This is a genomic window from Legionella lytica (assembly GCF_044626755.1).
In the GTDB taxonomy this organism is placed as follows: domain Bacteria; phylum Pseudomonadota; class Gammaproteobacteria; order Legionellales; family Legionellaceae; genus Legionella; species Legionella lytica_A.
Map to the genome: position 1 here is coordinate 377,254 of NZ_JBGORX010000001.1, position 19,329 is coordinate 396,582.

Sequence of the window (19,329 nt, forward strand, 5' to 3'; positions counted from 1 at the left end):
AGTTACTACCATTTTGGAATATATATGCATCCTGCGGTGCAGCTGCTGGAGTTTGAGAATAGGTGATTATTTTCTTGTCCGGAAATTACGCGCTTACCCTGCTTAAATAATTAACATCAGTCAATCAGGATATATAAATTTGTTATGGGATATGAGGTAGGGAATAGGAACCTGGATTAATTTACCCTAGCTAACCCAGGTTTAAAATTAGCCGAATTCTGCCATCTCTTCTCTTAAGAGTTTTTCTTCCAGTAATTCCTCTATCTTACGTCTGCGTTCTAATTTTGTAGAGGGATTCGCTTCGGTCGCGATTGTAGCACTAGCGCTATAATCTTCCTGTTCATTTTCTTCTTCGTCAAAACCACGAGCACTCATAGCCATCTCCTTTTAGCCTTAACCCGTTATTTTCGTCTATAAAATAACAGAATTAAGACCTAAGGGACAGTGGAATTTTTTGAACAGCTTCTAACTGTGAGTTAATGAACGTGTATCATCATGATCTTCATCCGATACTCGCGTAACGCCCATACTAACTTCTGCTGCTTTGCGTTTTAATTCGTGTAGCTCGTCTTTAATTGATGTCAGGTCTCCTGTTGAGCCTTTAAGCTTTTCCTCTACGCCGGCTTTAATTATCGCATCTAAAGCCTCACGGGTTTTCTCTGAATCTTTGACAACTGTTTCATATCGTGCTCTTTTATTCTTATTTGGGTTCTTATCATCGTAATAGAGACTTGAAATAGCTTGATTCTCTGGTTTACCATCAGTTTCTTTAGGCTGATAGGTAAAAAGAGTACCATTAACTTTAATATTGATTTTCTCTGGGGGGAAACCGCTTTTTAGGCAGGCTTCAAAAGCCTCACGTGCTCGTTCTTGTGCAACTTTTTCATTTTTAAAATTAAGCGACATGGTAATGGTTTCTGAGCCAGAAGCGCGAATTGCTTGAGCCATTATCTCCATGTCTTTTTTATGATGGTCATTAAAATAGTAACGAGGATTAGTAAACTTCATCCCCATATCTAATGAATAGGACAGAACGTTACCATCCTTATCTTTAGTGGGAGTTATTACACCGCCACCGAGACGTTGAATAAATTGTAGCTGGTCAAGATTAACGCAGGATATATCCGCTCTATCTTCAGAGACTTCTAGAGTAACATCGTTTGCATGGGGTCGATTATCTTCAGCGAGCTTCTCTATCATTGCTTGCATTTTAGGATCGTTTTTATATAAATCAGCCATAAATAAGAACGCTTTTAGTTGCTGCTCTGCCGCTTTATGTAAATCAGTTTTTGCTTGTTTAACATCTTCTTCAAAAGCTTTTAACTGTGTTTCATGTTTCTTTGCTAAATCCGCGCTCATGCTTTTTTTAACAGCTTCTAAAGCTTCGGTACCATCGGGAAGGTCCAGTGCTGTGGCAAGATTGGTCTGAAACTCTGCATTCTCAAAGAGTGTTTCCAGTTGTGCGATTTCACTTTTTTGTTGAGCTTTAAGGGCTGTATGGGCGGTCTTAGTAATATCTTCCAATAGCCCTTGTACTTCCTGCACATGGTATTTTTTGCTGCCGGCTAATAGTTCCTGGAATGCTGCCATCGACGCGGTGTATTCTTTCTGAACTCCCTCTTCAAGCGCTTTACTGCTTAATATTTCATTTATGTCTTTTTTGACTGCTTTTATCGCATCTCTTTTATTTGGATCAGTATCGCTTAATTTTTCATGAATTAAGACCCCATCAGGTGTTTTGGCTTCGGTTAGCTTCAGAACATCATTAACCCGATTAGTAACAAATTTATCAACAGCATCAGTAGCCAGCGTAGCATTTGCTCCTAGGCCAATGCTGTCAAGGTAATGGAGGTGTCCTTCAGCAAGTTGTGCCATAGCCCCAGGGCTAAATCGTTGATAGGGGACCCGGTCACCGAAAACTTTATTAAACAGGCTACGGTCTTCAGGTTTTGTGGGGTTTTGCTCTAAACCACGAAAGGGAGCTTCTAGGATTAGCTTGTCTATTAGGGCGCTTACAACATGATTGAAAAAACCAGTAGCCATAATCTGATACCTCTATACTTGATATTAGATTAAGTATAACACTATTTTTATTAAGGTAGGATTAAGATAGTTTAGAAATTAATAGCTTAGATTCAGTTCTACACGAGTTTAACTTGGCGAATTTGGTTCCAGTCGATTGACCCTATTCCTATACCCTGCGGACAAGCCACGGGTATAGGAAGAGATGGCTATGAGAACGTTGCTTCACGCAAGCTAACCTGTTACCAAGCAGGAATAGCTGCATCACCGAATAGTGTTTTAGCTTTTGCTTTTACTTCATCAGAATTTAATGCTTTTACAAATAATTCTAACTGCGTCTTTTTAGGGCTATCACTACGAATTACAATGATGTTGGCATAGGGTGAATCTTTATCTTCAGTAAAAAGCGCATCACGAGATGGTGTGAGGCCTGCAGGAAGTGCGAAGGTGGTGTTAATCACCGCAGCATCCACATCAGGTAATACTCTGGGCAATTGGGCTGCATCCATTTCTTTAAATTGAAAGTGGTGAGGATTTTTGGCTATGTCCTTTAATCCGCTACCGTCATTATTTTTTAAAGTAATTAAATGAGCTTTTTCTAATAATTGTAATGCGCGTAACTCATTACTTGGATCATTAGGTACGGCAATCACCGCTTTTTCCGGCAAGTCACTGAGCTCTTTGAATTTCTTCGAATAAATACCAACGGGGTAAACGAAAGTGCGGCCAATAGATTCTAGATTATAGTGATGGGCTTTGACTGCGGCTTGAAGATAGGGTAAGTGCTGGTAAACATTGGCATCCAGACTACCATCTTGTAATGCCTCATTAGGTAAGTTGTAATCGTTAAAAGAAATAATTTTAACATCAATATCATACTTATTTTTTGCTACTTCCCTTGCTGTTTCAATGAGCTCTGTCTCAGGCCCTGCAATTGCTCCTACAACTAAAGTATTAGGGGAGGGTTTATTGCACGCCACCAGACTAAATAATAAAACAATATAAGTTAAAATCCGCATCGACAACTCCAATAATTAATTATGTACAAAACGTTTTGCTAAATAATCACCGAACATTTGAGTTAACTGTACCATGATAATTAATACGACTACGGTTGCGAGCATTACCCCGGCATCGAAACGTTGATAACCGTAATTAATCGCCAAAGTACCGAGTCCTCCCGCACCTACAGTTCCGGCCATAGCGGAGTAATTTACCAAGGTAATTGCCGTAACCGTTATTGCATGAACTAAGGCTGGTTTTGCTTCGGGAAGTAGGATATGAAAAATAATTTGCTTCGTATTGGCCCCCATTGCATAACCTGTTTCGATAAGCCCATGGGGTAAACTTTGATAGATATTATCGACCAACCGGGCAAAGAAGGGGATGGCACCTAAAGTTAAGGGAACAATCGCTGCATTCATACCAATTGAAGTGCCTACAATGAGTCGGGTAAAAGGAATGATTGCAACTAATAAAATAATAAAGGGTATAGAGCGCGCCATATTAATAAAAACGGATAAGGATTTATGTAATTTTGGCATGTGCTTTATATGATTCGATGAATACAATAAGGTACCCAAAGGGAGTCCTAGCAATACGGCAAATACAGTACTGGTAACCACCATATAGAGCGTTTCAGCAGTTGCAATTAATAAATCATATGCCATCGGGAAGGACATAACCTAAAACCTCCACAGTTAGTTTTACTTGCTCACAGCGCTCAATGAATGCATCGAGTAATAAAGGGTGGGCGGTTAATTCAACGATTAGAACGCCACAAGTTATCGTGTCAAAACGATCAATATTCGCAAGCAATATATTGATATCCAGATTCAATTCACGGCTCGTTTGGCTAATGAAGGGAACTGTAGCCTCTTCGCCTTGGAAAAATAAACGCAGCAAAGGTTTATCGGTAACATAAGAGGCGAGCCTGCTGGTTAGGCATTCAGGAAGCTCTGGACTCAATTGAGCATAAAGCATACTGCGGGCTAAGCTGTCTTTCTTATTAAATACATTGGCTAAGGAGGTAGTCTCGGTCAAACGGCCATGTTCAATCACTGCAAGTCGTTTACAAATGCGTTTCACGACATCCATCTCATGGGTAATCAGAATAATGGTAATTCCATAGAGAGCATTAATCTTTTTTAATAAGGTTAAAATTGAATCGGTAGTCTCAGGGTCGAGCGCTGATGTTGCTTCATCACAAAGTAAAATTTTAGGTGAGCAGCTTAATGCACGTGCAATTGCCACCCGTTGTTTTTGGCCACCGCTTAATTGACTTGGATAAGCCAATTTTTTATCGGACAATTCGACGATAGGTAATAGCTCTTCAATTTTAATGCGAATGCTTTCTTCGTCTATGCCTTGTATGCGCATGGGGAGGGCAATATTATCATAGACTGTTTTTGAACTAAGCAAGTTAAACTGTTGGAAGATCATCGCCATCTTATGGCGCGCTCGCGCTAAATCCTTGCGAGAAAGACTGGTCAAGTATTGGCCGTCAATAACCACATCGCCTTGATCCGGTCGCTCTAATAGATTCATACATCGTAATAAAGTAGATTTTCCTGCACCACTCTTACCAATGATACCGAAAATCTCACCTTCTTGGATGAATAAGTTAATATCCTGTAAAACAGGTTTGCCAGAAAAGGATTTGTTTAATCCCACTAATTCAATCATTGTTATAACCTGAGATTATGTTTTATGCTTGTGGGACGGCTGGAGGGAATGGTGAACACTACCCGCTTTAGCCGTATTTTCAAAAAAGAAGACTTTTTTGAGCGTCCGCAAGCTGAATTTCAAATCGACGCCGTGTTTGGAATTATACACAAACTGATTGCTTAAACAAAGGATTATTTTGGCAGTTACAAGACAGCGGGTTTCAAAAACTACGTCGATTATACATAAATCTATTGCCAGAATAGTTCGGTACATTGTATGATTTTTCCTTTTTTCACAAGGATGTTCCATGTATTTGTGTAACACGAAGTACAGTACAGCATTTGTAGCATTATTATCAACTTTGAGTTGCTCCGCATCATTTGCAGGATCCATGGGACCTGTAAGTCCCGCTTTTAAAGGACACTTTCTGGCGCAAATCGGCGGTTACTCCGCAATTCAAGGAAAAGCACAAACGATTCATATTGCCGAAAATTTAATAGGTAATCGCTATACTGTAACGACCCACAATCAAGGTAATGGTTTAGTTGGATTAGGATATTTGTTTGATGGTCCTGTAATTCAAGGTAAATTCCCACTTTCCTATGGGATAAATGCATTTTTCTTAGGTCAGACTTCGGTTCGTGGTTATATCATCCAAGAAGATGAATTTACTAATCTATCTTACCGTTATAAATTGCAACACATACCACTTTATTTTGTTGCTAAAACCGTACTTGATACCAAGGTAGAAAAACTAAAACTCGCGGTTGATGCGGGTATCGGTCCCAACTTCATGAGTGCAAGCCATTATAAAGAACAGGCACTGGCTTCTTTTGTTATTCCTGACCAAGCATTTTCCAGTCGAAATAACACGACATTCTCGGCAACTGTCGGAGCGAGTATTCGTTTTGTGAGTGCACCTGATAGTATTCCTTTGGAATGCGGTTATCGCTTTTTCTATTTAGGTCAAGGGAAATTCCGTACTAATAATGAACAAATACTTAATTCAGTTAAAACGGGCGATAATTACGCGAATGCCTTTGTGTGCACGGTCACTGTTTAATTTAACTTCTCGAAGACTGTATTACCAAACATTAGTATCACCTCCGAATTACCGCGGCTTGACCGCGGTATCCATAGCATGCCTTAATAAACTGCTGAAACCTAAGAAATATACGGCCTTAAATAATTGAGCTAAAGAGTCCGATGCAATTGATAATGCAGTCAGTGGATACCGTGACAAGCCACGGTAATTCGACCTTCAGTTATAGTTCGATGGAGGTTGTAAGGCTTGGCTGCTGTACCCTATTTATCTTGCTACTCATTCATAGCTTATGGTTAATACTGGCGCCAAGCCTTGTTTTAGCTTTTAACTCATAAGCTCGTGGCGATTTTTAAAGTCATCTAATGCTTGAGGATTTGCCAGTGATTGCAGATTATTTACCGGTTGTCCATGAACCACTTGCCGAACAGCTACCTCGACTATTTTTCCACTAATGGTGCGAGGAATATCAGTTACTTGCACTATTTTGCTTGGGACATGGCGTGGTGATGCATTCTTGCGAATGGTGGAGCGGATTTTATCCATTAATTCTTCATTTAATTCAATGGCTTCCCTCAATTTAACAAATAAAACGACGCGAACGTCATCTTCCCAGTCTTGGCCAATGACGATGCTGTCGAGCACTTCATCAATTTTTTCAACTTGGCGGTATATTTCCGCTGTACCTATGCGAACTCCACCAGGATTTAATATTGCATCAGAGCGACCGTAGATAATCAGTCCCTGATGTGGGGTTATTTCTGCAAAATCACCATGAGCCCAGATTTCGGGGAAATGATTGAAATAGGCGCGATGATATAATTCGCGATTCTTATCATTCCAAAAACTTACAGGCATGGATGGAAAGGGCATAGTACATACTAATTCACCACGCTCCTCTTTAATGGAGTTTCCTTCTTCATCAAAAACCTCTACTGCCATTCCTAAGCCTAGACATTGTAATTCACCGCGATAAACCGGCAGCATGGGATTACCTAAAGCAAAACAAGAAATAATATCGGTACCGCCAGAAATAGAACTAAGCTGCAAATCACTTTTTATTTGCTCGTATACATAATCATAATTCTTAGGTAGCAAGGGTGAGCCTGTGGAAAGAATGCAACGCAAAGCACTTAAATCAAATTGTTCCTTCGGTTTAACGCCAGCTTTTTCAACGCTAGATATGAATTTAGCACTGGTACCAAATACGGTGACTTTTTCTTCTTCAAGCAGTTTGAACAGACGATTGCTTTCAGGATACGTAGGGGAACCTTCATATAAGGTCAGCGTTACGCCTAAGCTTAAGGCTGAAACGGTCCAGTTCCACATCATCCAGCCACAGGTCGTATAAAAGCATAAATTATCTTTAGCCTGGAGATCGGTATGCAACCCCAATTCTTTAATATGTTGAACTAAGGTTCCACCTGCCCCATGAACGATGCATTTGGGCTTCCCGGTAGTACCCGAAGAAAACATAATATAAACAGGGTGTTCGAAGGATAGAGAGATAAATTCACATTCTTTGGCCGGTTTTAAAAAGTCATCCCAGAAACTCGCTTTGGGTAAATCCGCTAAATCAATACGTTCATTAATATTGGGACAGATGACGGTATGTTTTAGTGAGCTCATTGCGCAGCTCAGCTGCTTAATTTTGTCTGCACCACTAAATTTCTTGCCATTGTATTGATGACCATCACAAATGAATAATACTTTTGGATCTACTTGTCCCAAACGATCTAGTGCTGCTTGAGTACCAAAATCAGGAGAGCATGATGACCATATTGCCCCTAACGAGGTCGCTGCCAGCATGGCAATAATGGTGAAGCGTGTATTTGGCATTAAGGCGGCAACACGATCTCCGGTGATGACTCCAGCGGCTTGTAAGCCTGCAGCACATTGGGCTACTGCAGCATATAATTCCGCATAGCTCATAACATGTCGCTCATTATTCTCATTTCTGCTGATTAATGCGATGTGGTCATCGCGGCGAGATAAGAGTTTTTGTGCAAAATTGAATTTGGCGCCAGAAAACCAACGAGCCTCCATCATCTCACTGTAATAATTTAAAACCTGATGAGCAGGGGTGTCAAACTTCAAGTGAAAGAAATCGCATAAGGTCGACCAAAATGAGTCGGGATGCTTGATTGACCAGGTATGTAGGTCCTGATATTTTTCAAAAACTTGGCAATGCTTTTCCGCAGCAAAATCCATAAATTGCCACATTCTTGTAGCTTTAGGGTTTTGAGGTTTCCATACGAGCTCACTCATTCTTAATTCTCTATTTTTAGGGGGCTTAAATTTTCACAAGCTTGAGTCAAAAGAGTATTATTTTCACCCACTGATGCACGGAAAACCATACCATTTTGGCTAAGGCAGTAGAAATGTAAGCAACCCTTTTAGTTACAAGGATTAGCCAATAAGGCATTGGCAACTTTTGATTGATTTTTGCGACCGAGGATCTTACAAATGAGATCGCCTACAGCCACAATTTTAAATACGTCAACACCGGTCTCTATTCCTAAGCCGTGCATTAAATATAAAACATCCTCCGTTGCTACATTTCCTGTAGCACCTAAAGCATAAGGGCAGCCACCAAGGCCTGCAACGGAACTATCAAAACGATGTACTCCATGACCTAATGAGGCATAAATATTCGCTACTGCCTGCCCATAAGTATCATGAAAATGCATTGCCAATTGCTCTAAAGGTAAGATTTTAAGAAGTTCATCTAAGAGTAATTGGGTTTGTTTGGGGGTGCCCACCCCAATGGTGTCCCCTAAAGAAACTTCATCGACACCTAAATCCCACAGTTTTTTTGCTACCTCAGCTACTTGTAAGGGGGAGATACTTCCTTCATAAGGGCAACCTAAAACACAAGAAATATAAGCACGTACCTTGATGTCTTGTTCTTTGGCCAAGGCAAGCACAGGTTTAAAACGCTCGATGCTTTCATTAATAGAGCAATTAATGTTGCGCTCATTAAATGCTTCGCTGGCAGCGGTAAATACAGCGATTTCCTTCACACCTGCCTCCAGGGCTTTCTGCATTCCTCGCTCATTGGGAACTAAGGCTGAATAGTGTATCGATGGTATTTTATTAATCGCACGGAAGACTTCCTCATTGTCTGCTAATTGAGGTATAGCCTTGGCAGAAACAAAACTGGTGACTTCAATGTATTCCAAGCCGGTTTGGCTCAATGCATTGATTAACTCAATTTTATGTTTACTGGACACAAAAGCAGATTCATTCTGTAGTCCATCACGTGGTCCTACTTCGATAATTGTCACGCGCTGCGGATAATCCATATTCATCTCTTTGTGTTCGCTGTTAAGCCCAGACTAGGCAAAAGCCATAATCCAGGAATTAAGTAGGGTCGCTTAAAGATAATAGTTCTTCACCTTCATTAACCTGAGCACCCACGGTATAAAAAATTTCGGCGAGAATCCCATCATTTGGGGCATGAATGGTATGCTCCATTTTCATGGCCTCGAGCACAATTAGGCGGTCACCTGTTTTAACTTGCTCGCCTATATTTTTTAGTATAGCTACTACAGTCGCAGGCATGGGAGCGGTTAGCTGGCCTTTATGAGCTGCTGAGTGCGTGCCTAACGTATTCCAATTAAATCGTTCAACAGTAATTTGGCCCTGCGTGCTATATAAGGTCAAAGCATCTTTTGTATTTTCTACTATAGCGGTGTATTGCTTTTGATCCAATTCAATGGTCAGCTTCATCTCATTTAATGATACGCGAAGACTGTGTTCTTGTTCATTAATTTTTACCTTAAATTGGCTGGCATTAATCGGAGTAATTAGGGTATCAATTCGTGCTTCCTTACTCTGATAACGGTATACCCAATTTCCCAAACTATGAGATTGCCAGGAAAAGGCATCACGTAGTAACGGATCGCCAATTTCTTTGATGGTATTTAAATAATCAAAACTTATTGCCATAAGTTGTGCAATTTCGTCATCAGGTGTTGCTAATTGAATCGATTCTTTTGCTAAAAAGTCGGTGCTTAGCTCGGCATGACTAAATTTGGGGTGTTGGCAGATTGCTTTAAGAAAGGGGATATTCGTTTTTAAGCCACCAATATAATAATGACTTAGCGCTTGTTCTAATCGTTGTAATGCTTCTTCGCGATTTGCTCCCCAAATAATGAGTTTAGCAATCATGGGGTCATAATACATGGTAATTTGCGAGAGGCGTTCAACCCCGGTATCGATGCGGATACCTTCACCGGCAGGTTCTTTTAGGAAGTGAATCTGGCCTATAGATGGAATAAATTCATTATAGGGGTCTTCAGCATAAATACGGCATTCTATTGAATGTCCATGAGATTTAATTTCTTCTTGGGCAAGTGGCAAAGGGTCGCCAGCAGCAATTTTTAATTGCCAAGAAACCAAATCAAGGCCAGTAATCATTTCAGTAACCGGATGCTCAACCTGTAATCGAGTATTCATTTCCATAAAGTAGAATTGTTCTTGTGAGTCGACCAAAAACTCTACGGTTCCAGCGCCACGATATTCTATAGAACGTGCCACTTCACACGCTGCATCTGCTAGGCGTTTACGTAAAGCAGAGGAGAGGTTAGGAGCTGGAGCTTCTTCAATAATTTTTTGATGGCGGCGTTGAATGGAACAATCACGTTCAAAAATATGAACCACATTGCCATGGTTATCGGCCATAATTTGTAATTCAACATGGCGTGGATGTAAAACCAGCTTTTCGATAATCATGGTATCATCGGCAAAACTCGCCATTGATTCACGTTTTGCACCAGCTAAGGCAGCACTAAACTCTTCTTCAGAATTGACCGTACGCATACCTTTACCGCCACCACCATTCGCTGCTTTAATTAAAATGGGGAAGCCAATTTTTTTTGCCTGGCTAAGCAAATGCTCTTCGGATTGTTCTCTGCCGTGATAGCCTGGAGTTAGAGGTACGTTGGATTTTTCCAGAAGTTGTTTGGCTAATTGTTTGGAAGCCATAGCTTCCATAGCTGCTACGGAGGGGCCAATAAAGACAATGCCGGCCTCTTCACATGCTTGGGCAAATTCAGGATTTTCAGATAAAAAACCATAGCCGGGATGAATGGCCTGAGCGCCACTTTCTTTTGCGACACCGAGAATGGCTGCAGCATTTAAGTAGCTTTCTTTCGCTGTTGCCTCACCTATATAGTAAGCACTGTCCGCACTACGTACATGTAAGCTGTCTTTATCCACTGAAGAATAAATCGCTACCGTATGAATTCCCATAGAGCGTGCTGTTTTGATGATTCTGCAGGCAATTTCACCGCGGTTAGCAATAAGAATTTTATTAAACATGCAAGCCTCTAATTCCAGTTAGGTGTTTCTTTATTTAAAAATGCATTCAGCCCCCGCTGTCCCTCAGGCGACACTCTCTTTTTAGCGATCAATGAAGCGGTATAATAAAGTAACTCTTCGTTAATGGGTTGATTCGCTACGTGAGCTGCCAAGCTTTTAGAGGCTTTCACTGCTTCTGGAGCATTATTACTAATTTGTTGGGCATAATTTAAGGTGAATTCTAGTAATTCTTCTTCAGCAACACAGTGTTGTACCAAGCCCAACGTCATGGCTTTACTTGCATCAAACACTTCAGCACTCATGAATAAGGTTTTTGCACTGCGTTCACCAATAGCGTTTACCACATAGGGGCTAATTACGGCAGGAATTAATCCTAGCTTTACTTCTGAAAAACAAAAGCGTGCAGTGGTTGCTGCGATGGCTATATCACAGGCTGCAGCAAGTCCTGCCCCGCCACCAAAGGCTGCGCCATGCACCATTGCTAAGGTTGGCTTTGGGCTTTGATTTAAGGTAAACATTAACCGTGCAAGCACCATGGCATCATTTAGATTTTCTTCTTCACTGAAGCGTGCCATATCCTGCATCCAGCCGAGATCAGCGCCAGCAGAAAAATGTTTACCATTTGCTTTAATGATAATAACCCGTACTTGTGGATCAGCGATTGCGGCATCAAGCTTGCTTTGCATTTCTGCCAGTACAGTATTATCAAAGGCATTATGTTTGCTTACGCGATTTAATGTCAGTAAACAAAGATAATCTTGAATTTCAAATAATAGATCGCTCACGTGTTATCCCTTACATGCGAAATACGCCAAAGCGTGTTTGTTTAATCGGTGCATTTAATGTTGCAGACAAGCCCAACCCTAATATTTTACGTGTATCGTGGGGAGCAATTACTCCATCATCCCATAAACGTGCACTTGCATAGAAAGGGTGGCCTTGGGTTTCATATTGGGAACGCATTTGCTTTTTAAACAGTTCTTCATCGTCTACAGACCATTCATGACCTTGCTTTCCTAGCTTATCACGATTGACTTGCGCTAGAACATTGGCTGCTTGCTCACCGCCCATCACTGAAATTCGTGAGTTGGGCCAGGACCAAATAAAATTGGGGGAATAAGCTCGTCCACACATGGCATAATTTCCTGCACCAAAGCTTCCACCAACAATAACGGTAAATTTAGGTACCCTGGCGTTAGCAACCGCAGTCACCATTTTTGCTCCATGCTTGGCAATACCAGAAGCCTCATATTTAGAGCCGACCATAAATCCTGTAATGTTTTGCAAGAAAATTAATGGGATCTTGCGTTGACAACAGAGTTCAATAAAATGACTTCCTTTCAGTGCGCTTTCACTAAAGAGGATGCCATTATTGGCGATAATTCCTACTGGATAGCCATATAAATGAGCGAAACCACAAACTAGGGTGGTGCCAAAAAGTGCTTTGAATTCGTCAAACTCAGACCCATCCACAATACGCGCAATGATTTCACGGATATCAAAAGGTTTTCTTGGATCAGCGGGAACAATACCAGCTAGCTCTTTACTGTCATACAGAGGCTCAATGGTTTCAATACGTTTTAATGTAATTTCTTTTTTTCGATTTAAATTCGTAACCGCAACTCGTGCTAGATGCAGTGCATGTGCGTCATCTTCGGCATAATGGTCTGACACTCCTGAGTGTCTGCAGTGTACTTCAGCACCACCTAATTCTTCTGCACTAATTACTTCCCCAGTAGCCGCTTTCACTAAAGGTGGTCCGCCTAGGAAAATTGTGGCTTGGTTTTTTACCATAATGGATTCATCAGCCATTGCCGGTACATAGGCACCTCCTGCAGTACAGGATCCCATCACTACCGCAATTTGCGGGATGTTTTGTGCGGACATTTGTGCTTGGTTAAAAAAGATGCGACCAAAATGGTCTCTGTCGGGGAATACTTCGTCTTGGAGGGGTAAAAAGGCACCACCAGAGTCTACCAAATAAATACAGGGCAGGTTATTCATCTGTGCAATTTCTTGCGCACGTATATGCTTTTTAACGGTAAGCGGGTAATAGGTGCCGCCTTTAACCGTTGCATCGTTAACGACGAGCACGCATTCCACGCCTGAAACCCAGCCAATACCGGTAATGATTCCCGCTGCGGGTACTACATCATCGTATACTTGATAAGCGGCCAACTGAGAAAGTTCTAGAAAAGGGCTTCCTGGGTCAAGCAATTGGTGTAAACGTTCTCGGGGTAATAATTTACCATGCTTTAAATGTCGGGCACGAGCTTTTTCATCCCCGCCAAGTACTATGCGTTGAATGTGGTTTTGCAGGTCATCAACTAATGCTTGCATCGCAGTTTGATTTGCTTTGAACTCTTGACTGCCAGTATTAATTTGACTGATTAATTTTGCCATGCTTTAGTCCTTAACGTACCAAAATATCGCTTAAAACGATTACCGTCCAAATGGTCCAGGTGATTGCAATAAAGTGAGGCATTTCTTTGCCTTTAATTGCTTTGTATAAGAGTGCAGGGATTGCTGTTAGGGTAACAGGAAGTAGCACTAATACGAGAATTTTACGAATGACGAGTCCCCAGCCAGTTTGGCTGAAAATGGGCGTTAATTTTACATTGACGTAAGTGAAAAACATATCAACATAAACGACTACAAGATGGGCGTATTTTGCAAATATGACTACCAGGATACTAAGCCCCAGATAGATAAGACTTTGTCTTAGCATGTACTTCCTTTAAAGATTATTATTTTTATTAGCGGTACAGCGCATGAGTCAACGCCCCGCGGACAAGTCGCGGGACGTTGGCGATTGGCTTTATACCAATTCAATAGCCATTGCTGTTCCTTCACCACCACCAATACATAATGCCGCGATACCACGTTTTTTACCTTGTTGCTTCAGAGCGTGAAGTAGGGTAACTAAAATACGGGCACCTGATGCACCAATTGGATGGCCTAAAGCGCAAGCTCCGCCGTGAATATTAACCTGTTCTGGATTTAATTCAAGCTGTTGAATCGCCGCCATGGCAACTACTGCAAATGCTTCATTAATTTCGTACAAATCTACATCGCTTTGCTTCCAATTTGCTTTGTTCATTACTTTGCGAATCGCATCGATTGGCGCTGTAGTAAACCATTGTGGAGCTTGTGCATGAGTTGCATGAGCTACAATGCGAGCTAATGGGCGAATACCACGTTTTTCTGCTTGAGCTGCAGTCATTAGAATTAAGCTGGCTGCGCCATCAGAAATGGAGCTTGAGTTTGCCGCTGTAACGGTACCATCTGCTTTAAATGCGGGTTTTAATTGCGCAATTTTAGATAGCTTTGACGCATCAGGGCCTTCATCAGTAGTTACACTGACATCTCCTTTACGGGTATTGATGGTCACCGTTGCAATTTCTTCAGCAAAAGCGCCACTTTCAATTGCTTTTAATGCTTTGCTCATTGATTGAGCTGCATATTCATCTTGTTGTTCGCGGCTGAAATTGAAATGAGCTGCCGTATCTTCAGCAAAACATCCCATCAGTTGGCCACGAGTGTAGGCATCCTCAAGCCCATCAAGAAACATATGATCTTTAACTTCCCCATGTCCTAGACGGTATCCTGCACGTGCTTTAGGTAAGAGGTAGGGGGCATTACTCATGCTCTCCATACCACTAGCTAAAACGATATTTGCAGAACCTGCTTTAATTAGGTCATGGGCTAGCATCACTGCTTTCATTCCAGAACCACACATTTTATTGAGAGTAGTTGCGCCTGCTGAATCAGGAACACCTGCCTTGATGGCGGCCTGTCTTGCGGGTGCTTGACCAATGCCAGCCTGGAGTACGCAACCACTAATTACTTCTTCAATTTCGGCAGGATTTATGCCTGCTTGTTCTAAAGCTGCTTTATGGGTAATTGCATTTAATTCTGGCGCGCTCAGTGCAGAAAGAGTGCCTAATAGACCTCCCATAGGCGTTCTTTTGGCTGCAACAATTACTATATCATTCTGATCCATGTCGATATTCCTTATGCTGTTTCTTTAAAAAGTTCACGTCCAATAAGCATTCTTCTGATTTCAGAAGTGCCAGCTCCAATTTCATACAACTTAGCATCACGTAATAGACGACCTGCTGGATACTCATTAATGTATCCATTGCCACCTAGAATTTGAATTGCCTGTAATGCCATTTGTGTTGCTCTTTCTGCAGTATACAAAATCACACTCGCAGCATCTTTACGGCTGACGTTCCCACAATCACAGGCTTTGGCAATTGCATATAAATAGGCTCTACTTGCATTTAAATCTGTATACATATCAGCCAATTTGCCTTGGATAAATTGGAATTCGCCAATAGGTTGTTCAAACTGTTTGCGTTCATGCACATAAGGTAGAACAACATCCATACAAGCCTGCATAATGCCTACGGGACCTGCCGCAAGAATAGTACGTTCGTAGTCAAGACCACTCATCAATACCTTAACACCTTGATTTACTTCGCCTAATACTTGTTCTGCAGGCACTTCGCATTGTTCAAAGACCAATTCGCAGGTGTTTGAACCACGCATTCCTAGCTTATCGAGTTTTTGGGCGGTTTTAAATCCAGGCATTCCTTTTTCAATTAAAAACGCTGTGATGCCTTTGCTTCCTGCCTGCTTATCTGTTTTAGCATAAACAACTAAAACATGTGCATCAGGACCATTGGTAATCCACATCTTGGTGCCATTGAGAATGAATTTGTCGCCGGAAGCTTGAGCGTGTAATTGCATACTGACTACATCAGAGCCTGAATTGGATTCACTCATTGCTAGAGCGCCAACATATTCTCCGCTAATAAGTTTAGGCAAATATTTCGCTTTTTGCGTAGTATTACCGTTTAAATAAATTTGATTGACGCATAAATTGGAGTGTGCGCCATAACTTAAACCCACAGAGGCGGAGGCACGAGAGATTTCTTCCATGGCAATGGCATGGGCAAGGTAGCCCATATTGGCTCCACCGTATTCTTCACTGATCGTAATACCTAATAGGCCCATATCACCCAGTTTTGGCCATAACTGATTAGGAAAAGTATTGCTGGTATCGATTTCTGCAGCTAAAGGGGCGATTTCGGTACGAGCAAATTGGCGAACACTGTCTCGTAAAAGATCGTAGGTTTCGCCTAGTTGATAGTTTGGCCCTGTATACATAGATGACTTCCTGTAATTTTTGTAAATGCACTAACTATACCCAATCGCATTGAAGTTGCAACCAGAATTTTTTCCCGTTTTTGTTCTTATCTCATTATTGAATAACAAATTATTATTTACACCCAAAATGCGTTGGTTGACGCTCCGACTTAAAGTGTTTCAGTTGGGTTTTAACGCTATCAAAACGAATTAAATAAGATCATTGTGGGTGATGTTCGAATTGAGGTGGCTCATCAATAACATGAATTTATTAAAGAAAGATGAAAATTTATCGAGTTAAGGTTAGCATACGCTACCATTGATTAAAATGGGCACAAACATCCAGCACGGTAGCATTATTTATGACGAAAATGATAATCGGTTTTTTTTGTGGTACGGATTATACTCGCGAAAATGATAAGCTTTATGAGACTCTTCGTGTCAACATTAATGCAAGTAAGACTGCCTTACGAGTATATGATGGCTGCCACAGTCATGCAGGGCTATTTGCGATTGGAATACAAAGCCAGGCTGATGCATTTATCACTGACTTAAAAAAGGAAATTGAATCTTCGGATAATACTGAAAAGATTCAAATTAATTTCATCGCGCATTCGCAGGGGTGTTTTTCGGCCTTACTCGCTATTAAAAAAATTCAGGCGGATCCTCAATTAATGGGGCGCGTTACTATCACTGTAGATTTGCATGAACTGGTTCCTCGTAATTTTCGTTGGTCCACAGCAATTGGCGGTAATTTAATAACAGCGAATAGGGTTCATGACTTAAGTGATTGTGATTTAGTTAAACATGCTCATCTGACTTTACACGAGAAAGGTTTAGGTTCTGCTGGATGGGACGCCTTTATTCCTAAGTTCCATGCTGCTACAAAAGTTGAGGTAGAGGCCTTACCTGGTTGGTATGATGTTCAACATAGTGGGCAAATTAGACCTGAGGTCGAGCATCAGGCACTGTATGATCTTGGGGAGGCAAAGACTATGACCATTCTCGAGGCAGATGGTCATGATGTTGGTTCTGATGGAGGCGCATTACAACGTCAACAAATTGAAGCTTATAAAAAGTTACTCATTTGGGTAAAAAATAGGATTCTTGCCTTTGAAGAACGCAATCTTCACTACGGAGGGCATCTGATTGCTAACAATACCCAAAAAGAGAAGTTGGAAGCAATTAATTGGCGGCATGCTCAATTGACTAAGGCTGTACCTGAACATGTGCTATATGGTGTTACTCATCCTTATTATAATAATGAGAAAACTGATCTGGAGCATTATTGCAATTTTACTTTGATACTTGATAGCTATTTAGTAACTCATCCAAAAGATGAGGATTTAGTTCAACGGCTTAAAGATTATGCTCAAGAATATATTGCGACAGGACATACTGGTTTAAAAAAATTTTACAATGATTGTCAGCAAGTACTTAATGAGGCTGGAGTTTATGAGAAGCAGCTTTATGTAGCGATTAACTCTTTATGTGTGAATGGTTATCTCCAGGAGCTTTTAGATGGAGCCTCAGTAAAGGATGCGCTTTGTTATAATTTGCTGGCTTTGATTTCAGTACTAAAAGAAGAATTGAATTTTGAAATTTGTTTAGGAAAAAATATTGCTCTTATTCAAAGTTCAGAAGTATTGATAGTTGCAAAAAATACAGTTGCATTTCTTAATGCAATTTACGCACCCAATGTAAGCCCAGAGAGTATTCTCACCGCGGCAACGGATTACGTTAACGTAAATCTGTGTTGTGGCAAACAGTGGAGTGTAGGTAATAAGGTGCTTGCTGGTGTAGTGCTTGGTCTTGCTACAGCTGTCGTTGGATGTATGGCAGGTGCGATAATTGGTTTGGGTATGGGATTAGCTACGGGAACAATTACTGGCTCAGGCACGTTCATTGCCACGCTAGTTAGTGCATTTTTAAGTGGGTTTCAAGGTGCAATGATCACTGCGAGTATTGCTGGTACTGCAGCAGGTCTTGCTGGTGGGGGTATGGCCGCTTATAGCCTCTTTGCTCTTTCCGCTAGAGAAAAGCGGGTTCAAGAATTGACAGAGGTGGTTATTACCAACCACGGACCTGTTCTAATTAATTGAGTGTATTGATTATTCTAAAAAAGCTATAGTCCGCATTAGGTCTGTCTTAATGCGGGTTAAGTTTAATGGAGTTTTATTTCTTGTTTCTTTTTCACTCATCTTTGATATTAATTTTATAAAAAGCTCCTTTACCTGATTTAAAAAATCGCCTAATCTTAAGCCAAGTTAGAAGTTGAAACGAGCTTAGAATGCTGTCGCAACCAATAAAGGGGCTGTACTGAAAGAATATCGATGCCCTGAGGCATGTGGAGGGTTTGACAAAGAGGGAATCTTTCAGCCTTGCACACCCTGCAGGTTGCAATCAAGATTTATATTTATTAAGGAGAGTTGCTTATGCGGAAGTTAGTGCTCTGGGGACACAATGTTGATGAGTATCGCGAGATGTTTGATTTATCTCAAGAAGATATGAACTCCCGAATTTTAGAATATGGATGTGGCCCAAGTGCAGTCAATGCGCAGCAAGTTCACGAAGCGCATGAAGCTGTGAGTTGTGATCCTTTATTTGTTTTAGATAAAGATACCTTATCCTCCAAATCCGTAATGATTTTTTCTGAAATGGTACACGAAATAGAAAAAGAGCAAGATAAATTTGATTTTAGTGAATACGGGAGTTTGGAACAATTAATTGAAAAACGCCAAAGAGGGATGAAAGAGTTTTTTGCAGATTACGAGCAGGGCAAGGCACAAGGCCGTTATTATGGTGCTGCAGATTATCATTTACCTTATCCTGATTTTTCCTTTGATTTTGCTTTGAGTGCTCATTATCTTTTTGCTGATTTAGAGGATCAGACCGTAGACTTTCATTTAAATGTACTTCGCGAATTAGCTCGAGTAGCAAAAGAAGTACGTGTTTTCCCGCTTATCGATCGCGAAGGCAAAACTTCAGAGCTTTTAGGTCCCGTTTTACTGCAGCTTCAACAGGAAAATTATGGGGTTGAGGTCCGGGAAGTAGATTATCATTTGCATAAAGCAGAAAATGCGATGCTTCGAGTGTGGGCGCAGAAGTGTGATGTCTAA

Annotated in this window: 16 protein-coding genes; 3 read left to right on the forward strand and 13 right to left on the reverse strand. The window is 41.1% G+C overall.

Going from position 1 to position 19,329, the window contains the following annotated elements; all coding sequences use genetic code 11:
* Positions 1–207 precede the first annotated feature (207 nt).
* From ACD661_RS01565 to ACD661_RS01585, 5 genes are all read right to left on the reverse strand, one after another.
* Entirely contained in the window at positions 208–375 is a 168-nt protein-coding gene (locus ACD661_RS01565) for a PA3496 family putative envelope integrity protein (protein ID WP_400185814.1), read from the reverse strand.
* A 90-nt stretch (positions 376–465) separates the two neighbouring features.
* Positions 466–2,043 carry a hypothetical protein gene (locus ACD661_RS01570; protein ID WP_400185815.1) on the reverse strand — a complete coding sequence of 526 codons (1,578 nt, stop codon included), beginning with the start codon at positions 2,041–2,043 and terminating at the stop codon, positions 466–468.
* A gap of 221 nt (positions 2,044–2,264) precedes the next feature.
* Complete coding sequence (locus ACD661_RS01575; RefSeq protein ID WP_400185816.1) at positions 2,265–3,041, reverse strand: MetQ/NlpA family ABC transporter substrate-binding protein; 777 nt, start codon at positions 3,039–3,041, stop codon at positions 2,265–2,267.
* 15 nt (positions 3,042–3,056) lie between these two features.
* Positions 3,057–3,704, reverse strand: a complete 648-nt coding sequence (locus ACD661_RS01580) for a methionine ABC transporter permease (RefSeq protein ID WP_400185818.1) — start codon at positions 3,702–3,704, stop codon at positions 3,057–3,059.
* Complete coding sequence (locus tag ACD661_RS01585) at positions 3,682–4,707, reverse strand: methionine ABC transporter ATP-binding protein (RefSeq protein ID WP_400185819.1); 1,026 nt, start codon at positions 4,705–4,707, stop codon at positions 3,682–3,684. The genes ACD661_RS01580 and ACD661_RS01585 overlap by 23 nt, the downstream gene beginning before the upstream one ends.
* A gap of 289 nt (positions 4,708–4,996) precedes the next feature.
* Between ACD661_RS01585 and ACD661_RS01590 the strand changes: the two genes are divergently transcribed.
* Positions 4,997–5,752, forward strand: coding sequence for a hypothetical protein (locus ACD661_RS01590; protein ID WP_400185820.1), 756 nt, complete (start codon positions 4,997–4,999; stop codon positions 5,750–5,752).
* Positions 5,753–6,058: 306 nt separating this feature from the next.
* On the opposite strand, the gene ACD661_RS01595 is transcribed toward ACD661_RS01590, so the two are convergent.
* The 8 genes from ACD661_RS01595 to ACD661_RS01630 all read right to left on the reverse strand — a co-directional run bounded on the left by ACD661_RS01595 (position 6,059) and on the right by ACD661_RS01630 (position 16,231).
* Entirely contained in the window at positions 6,059–7,999 is a 1,941-nt protein-coding gene (locus tag ACD661_RS01595; protein ID WP_400185822.1) for an acetoacetate--CoA ligase, read from the reverse strand.
* Between the two features lie 128 nt (positions 8,000–8,127).
* Positions 8,128–9,036 carry a hydroxymethylglutaryl-CoA lyase gene (locus ACD661_RS01600; protein WP_400185823.1) on the reverse strand — a complete coding sequence of 303 codons (909 nt, stop codon included), beginning with the start codon at positions 9,034–9,036 and terminating at the stop codon, positions 8,128–8,130.
* 58 nt (positions 9,037–9,094) lie between these two features.
* On the reverse strand, positions 9,095–11,056 hold the full coding sequence (locus ACD661_RS01605; protein ID WP_400185824.1) for an acetyl-CoA carboxylase biotin carboxylase subunit: 1,962 nt from the start codon (positions 11,054–11,056) through the stop codon (positions 9,095–9,097).
* An 8-nt stretch (positions 11,057–11,064) separates the two neighbouring features.
* Positions 11,065–11,841, reverse strand: coding sequence for an enoyl-CoA hydratase-related protein (locus ACD661_RS01610; RefSeq protein WP_400185825.1), 777 nt, complete (start codon positions 11,839–11,841; stop codon positions 11,065–11,067).
* A gap of 10 nt (positions 11,842–11,851) precedes the next feature.
* The gene (locus ACD661_RS01615; protein WP_400185827.1) at positions 11,852–13,459 is read right to left on the reverse strand and encodes a carboxyl transferase domain-containing protein; all 1,608 of its coding nucleotides are present in this window, start codon (positions 13,457–13,459) and stop codon (positions 11,852–11,854) included.
* Positions 13,460–13,469: 10 nt separating this feature from the next.
* Positions 13,470–13,784 carry a hypothetical protein gene (locus tag ACD661_RS01620; RefSeq protein ID WP_133137322.1) on the reverse strand — a complete coding sequence of 105 codons (315 nt, stop codon included), beginning with the start codon at positions 13,782–13,784 and terminating at the stop codon, positions 13,470–13,472.
* 90 nt (positions 13,785–13,874) lie between these two features.
* Positions 13,875–15,059 (reverse strand): thiolase family protein, encoded by a 1,185-nt coding sequence (locus ACD661_RS01625; protein ID WP_400185829.1) that lies wholly within the window; start codon positions 15,057–15,059, stop codon positions 13,875–13,877.
* 11 nt (positions 15,060–15,070) lie between these two features.
* Entirely contained in the window at positions 15,071–16,231 is a 1,161-nt protein-coding gene (locus ACD661_RS01630; protein WP_400185830.1) for an isovaleryl-CoA dehydrogenase, read from the reverse strand.
* Positions 16,232–16,572: 341 nt separating this feature from the next.
* Between ACD661_RS01630 and ACD661_RS01635 the strand changes: the two genes are divergently transcribed.
* Both ACD661_RS01635 and ACD661_RS01640 read left to right on the forward strand, forming a co-directional pair.
* Entirely contained in the window at positions 16,573–18,312 is a 1,740-nt protein-coding gene (locus ACD661_RS01635) for a hypothetical protein (protein ID WP_400185831.1), read from the forward strand.
* 333 nt (positions 18,313–18,645) lie between these two features.
* Positions 18,646–19,329: a hypothetical protein gene (locus ACD661_RS01640; RefSeq protein ID WP_400185832.1), complete on the forward strand. Its 684-nt coding sequence runs from the start codon at positions 18,646–18,648 to the stop codon at positions 19,327–19,329.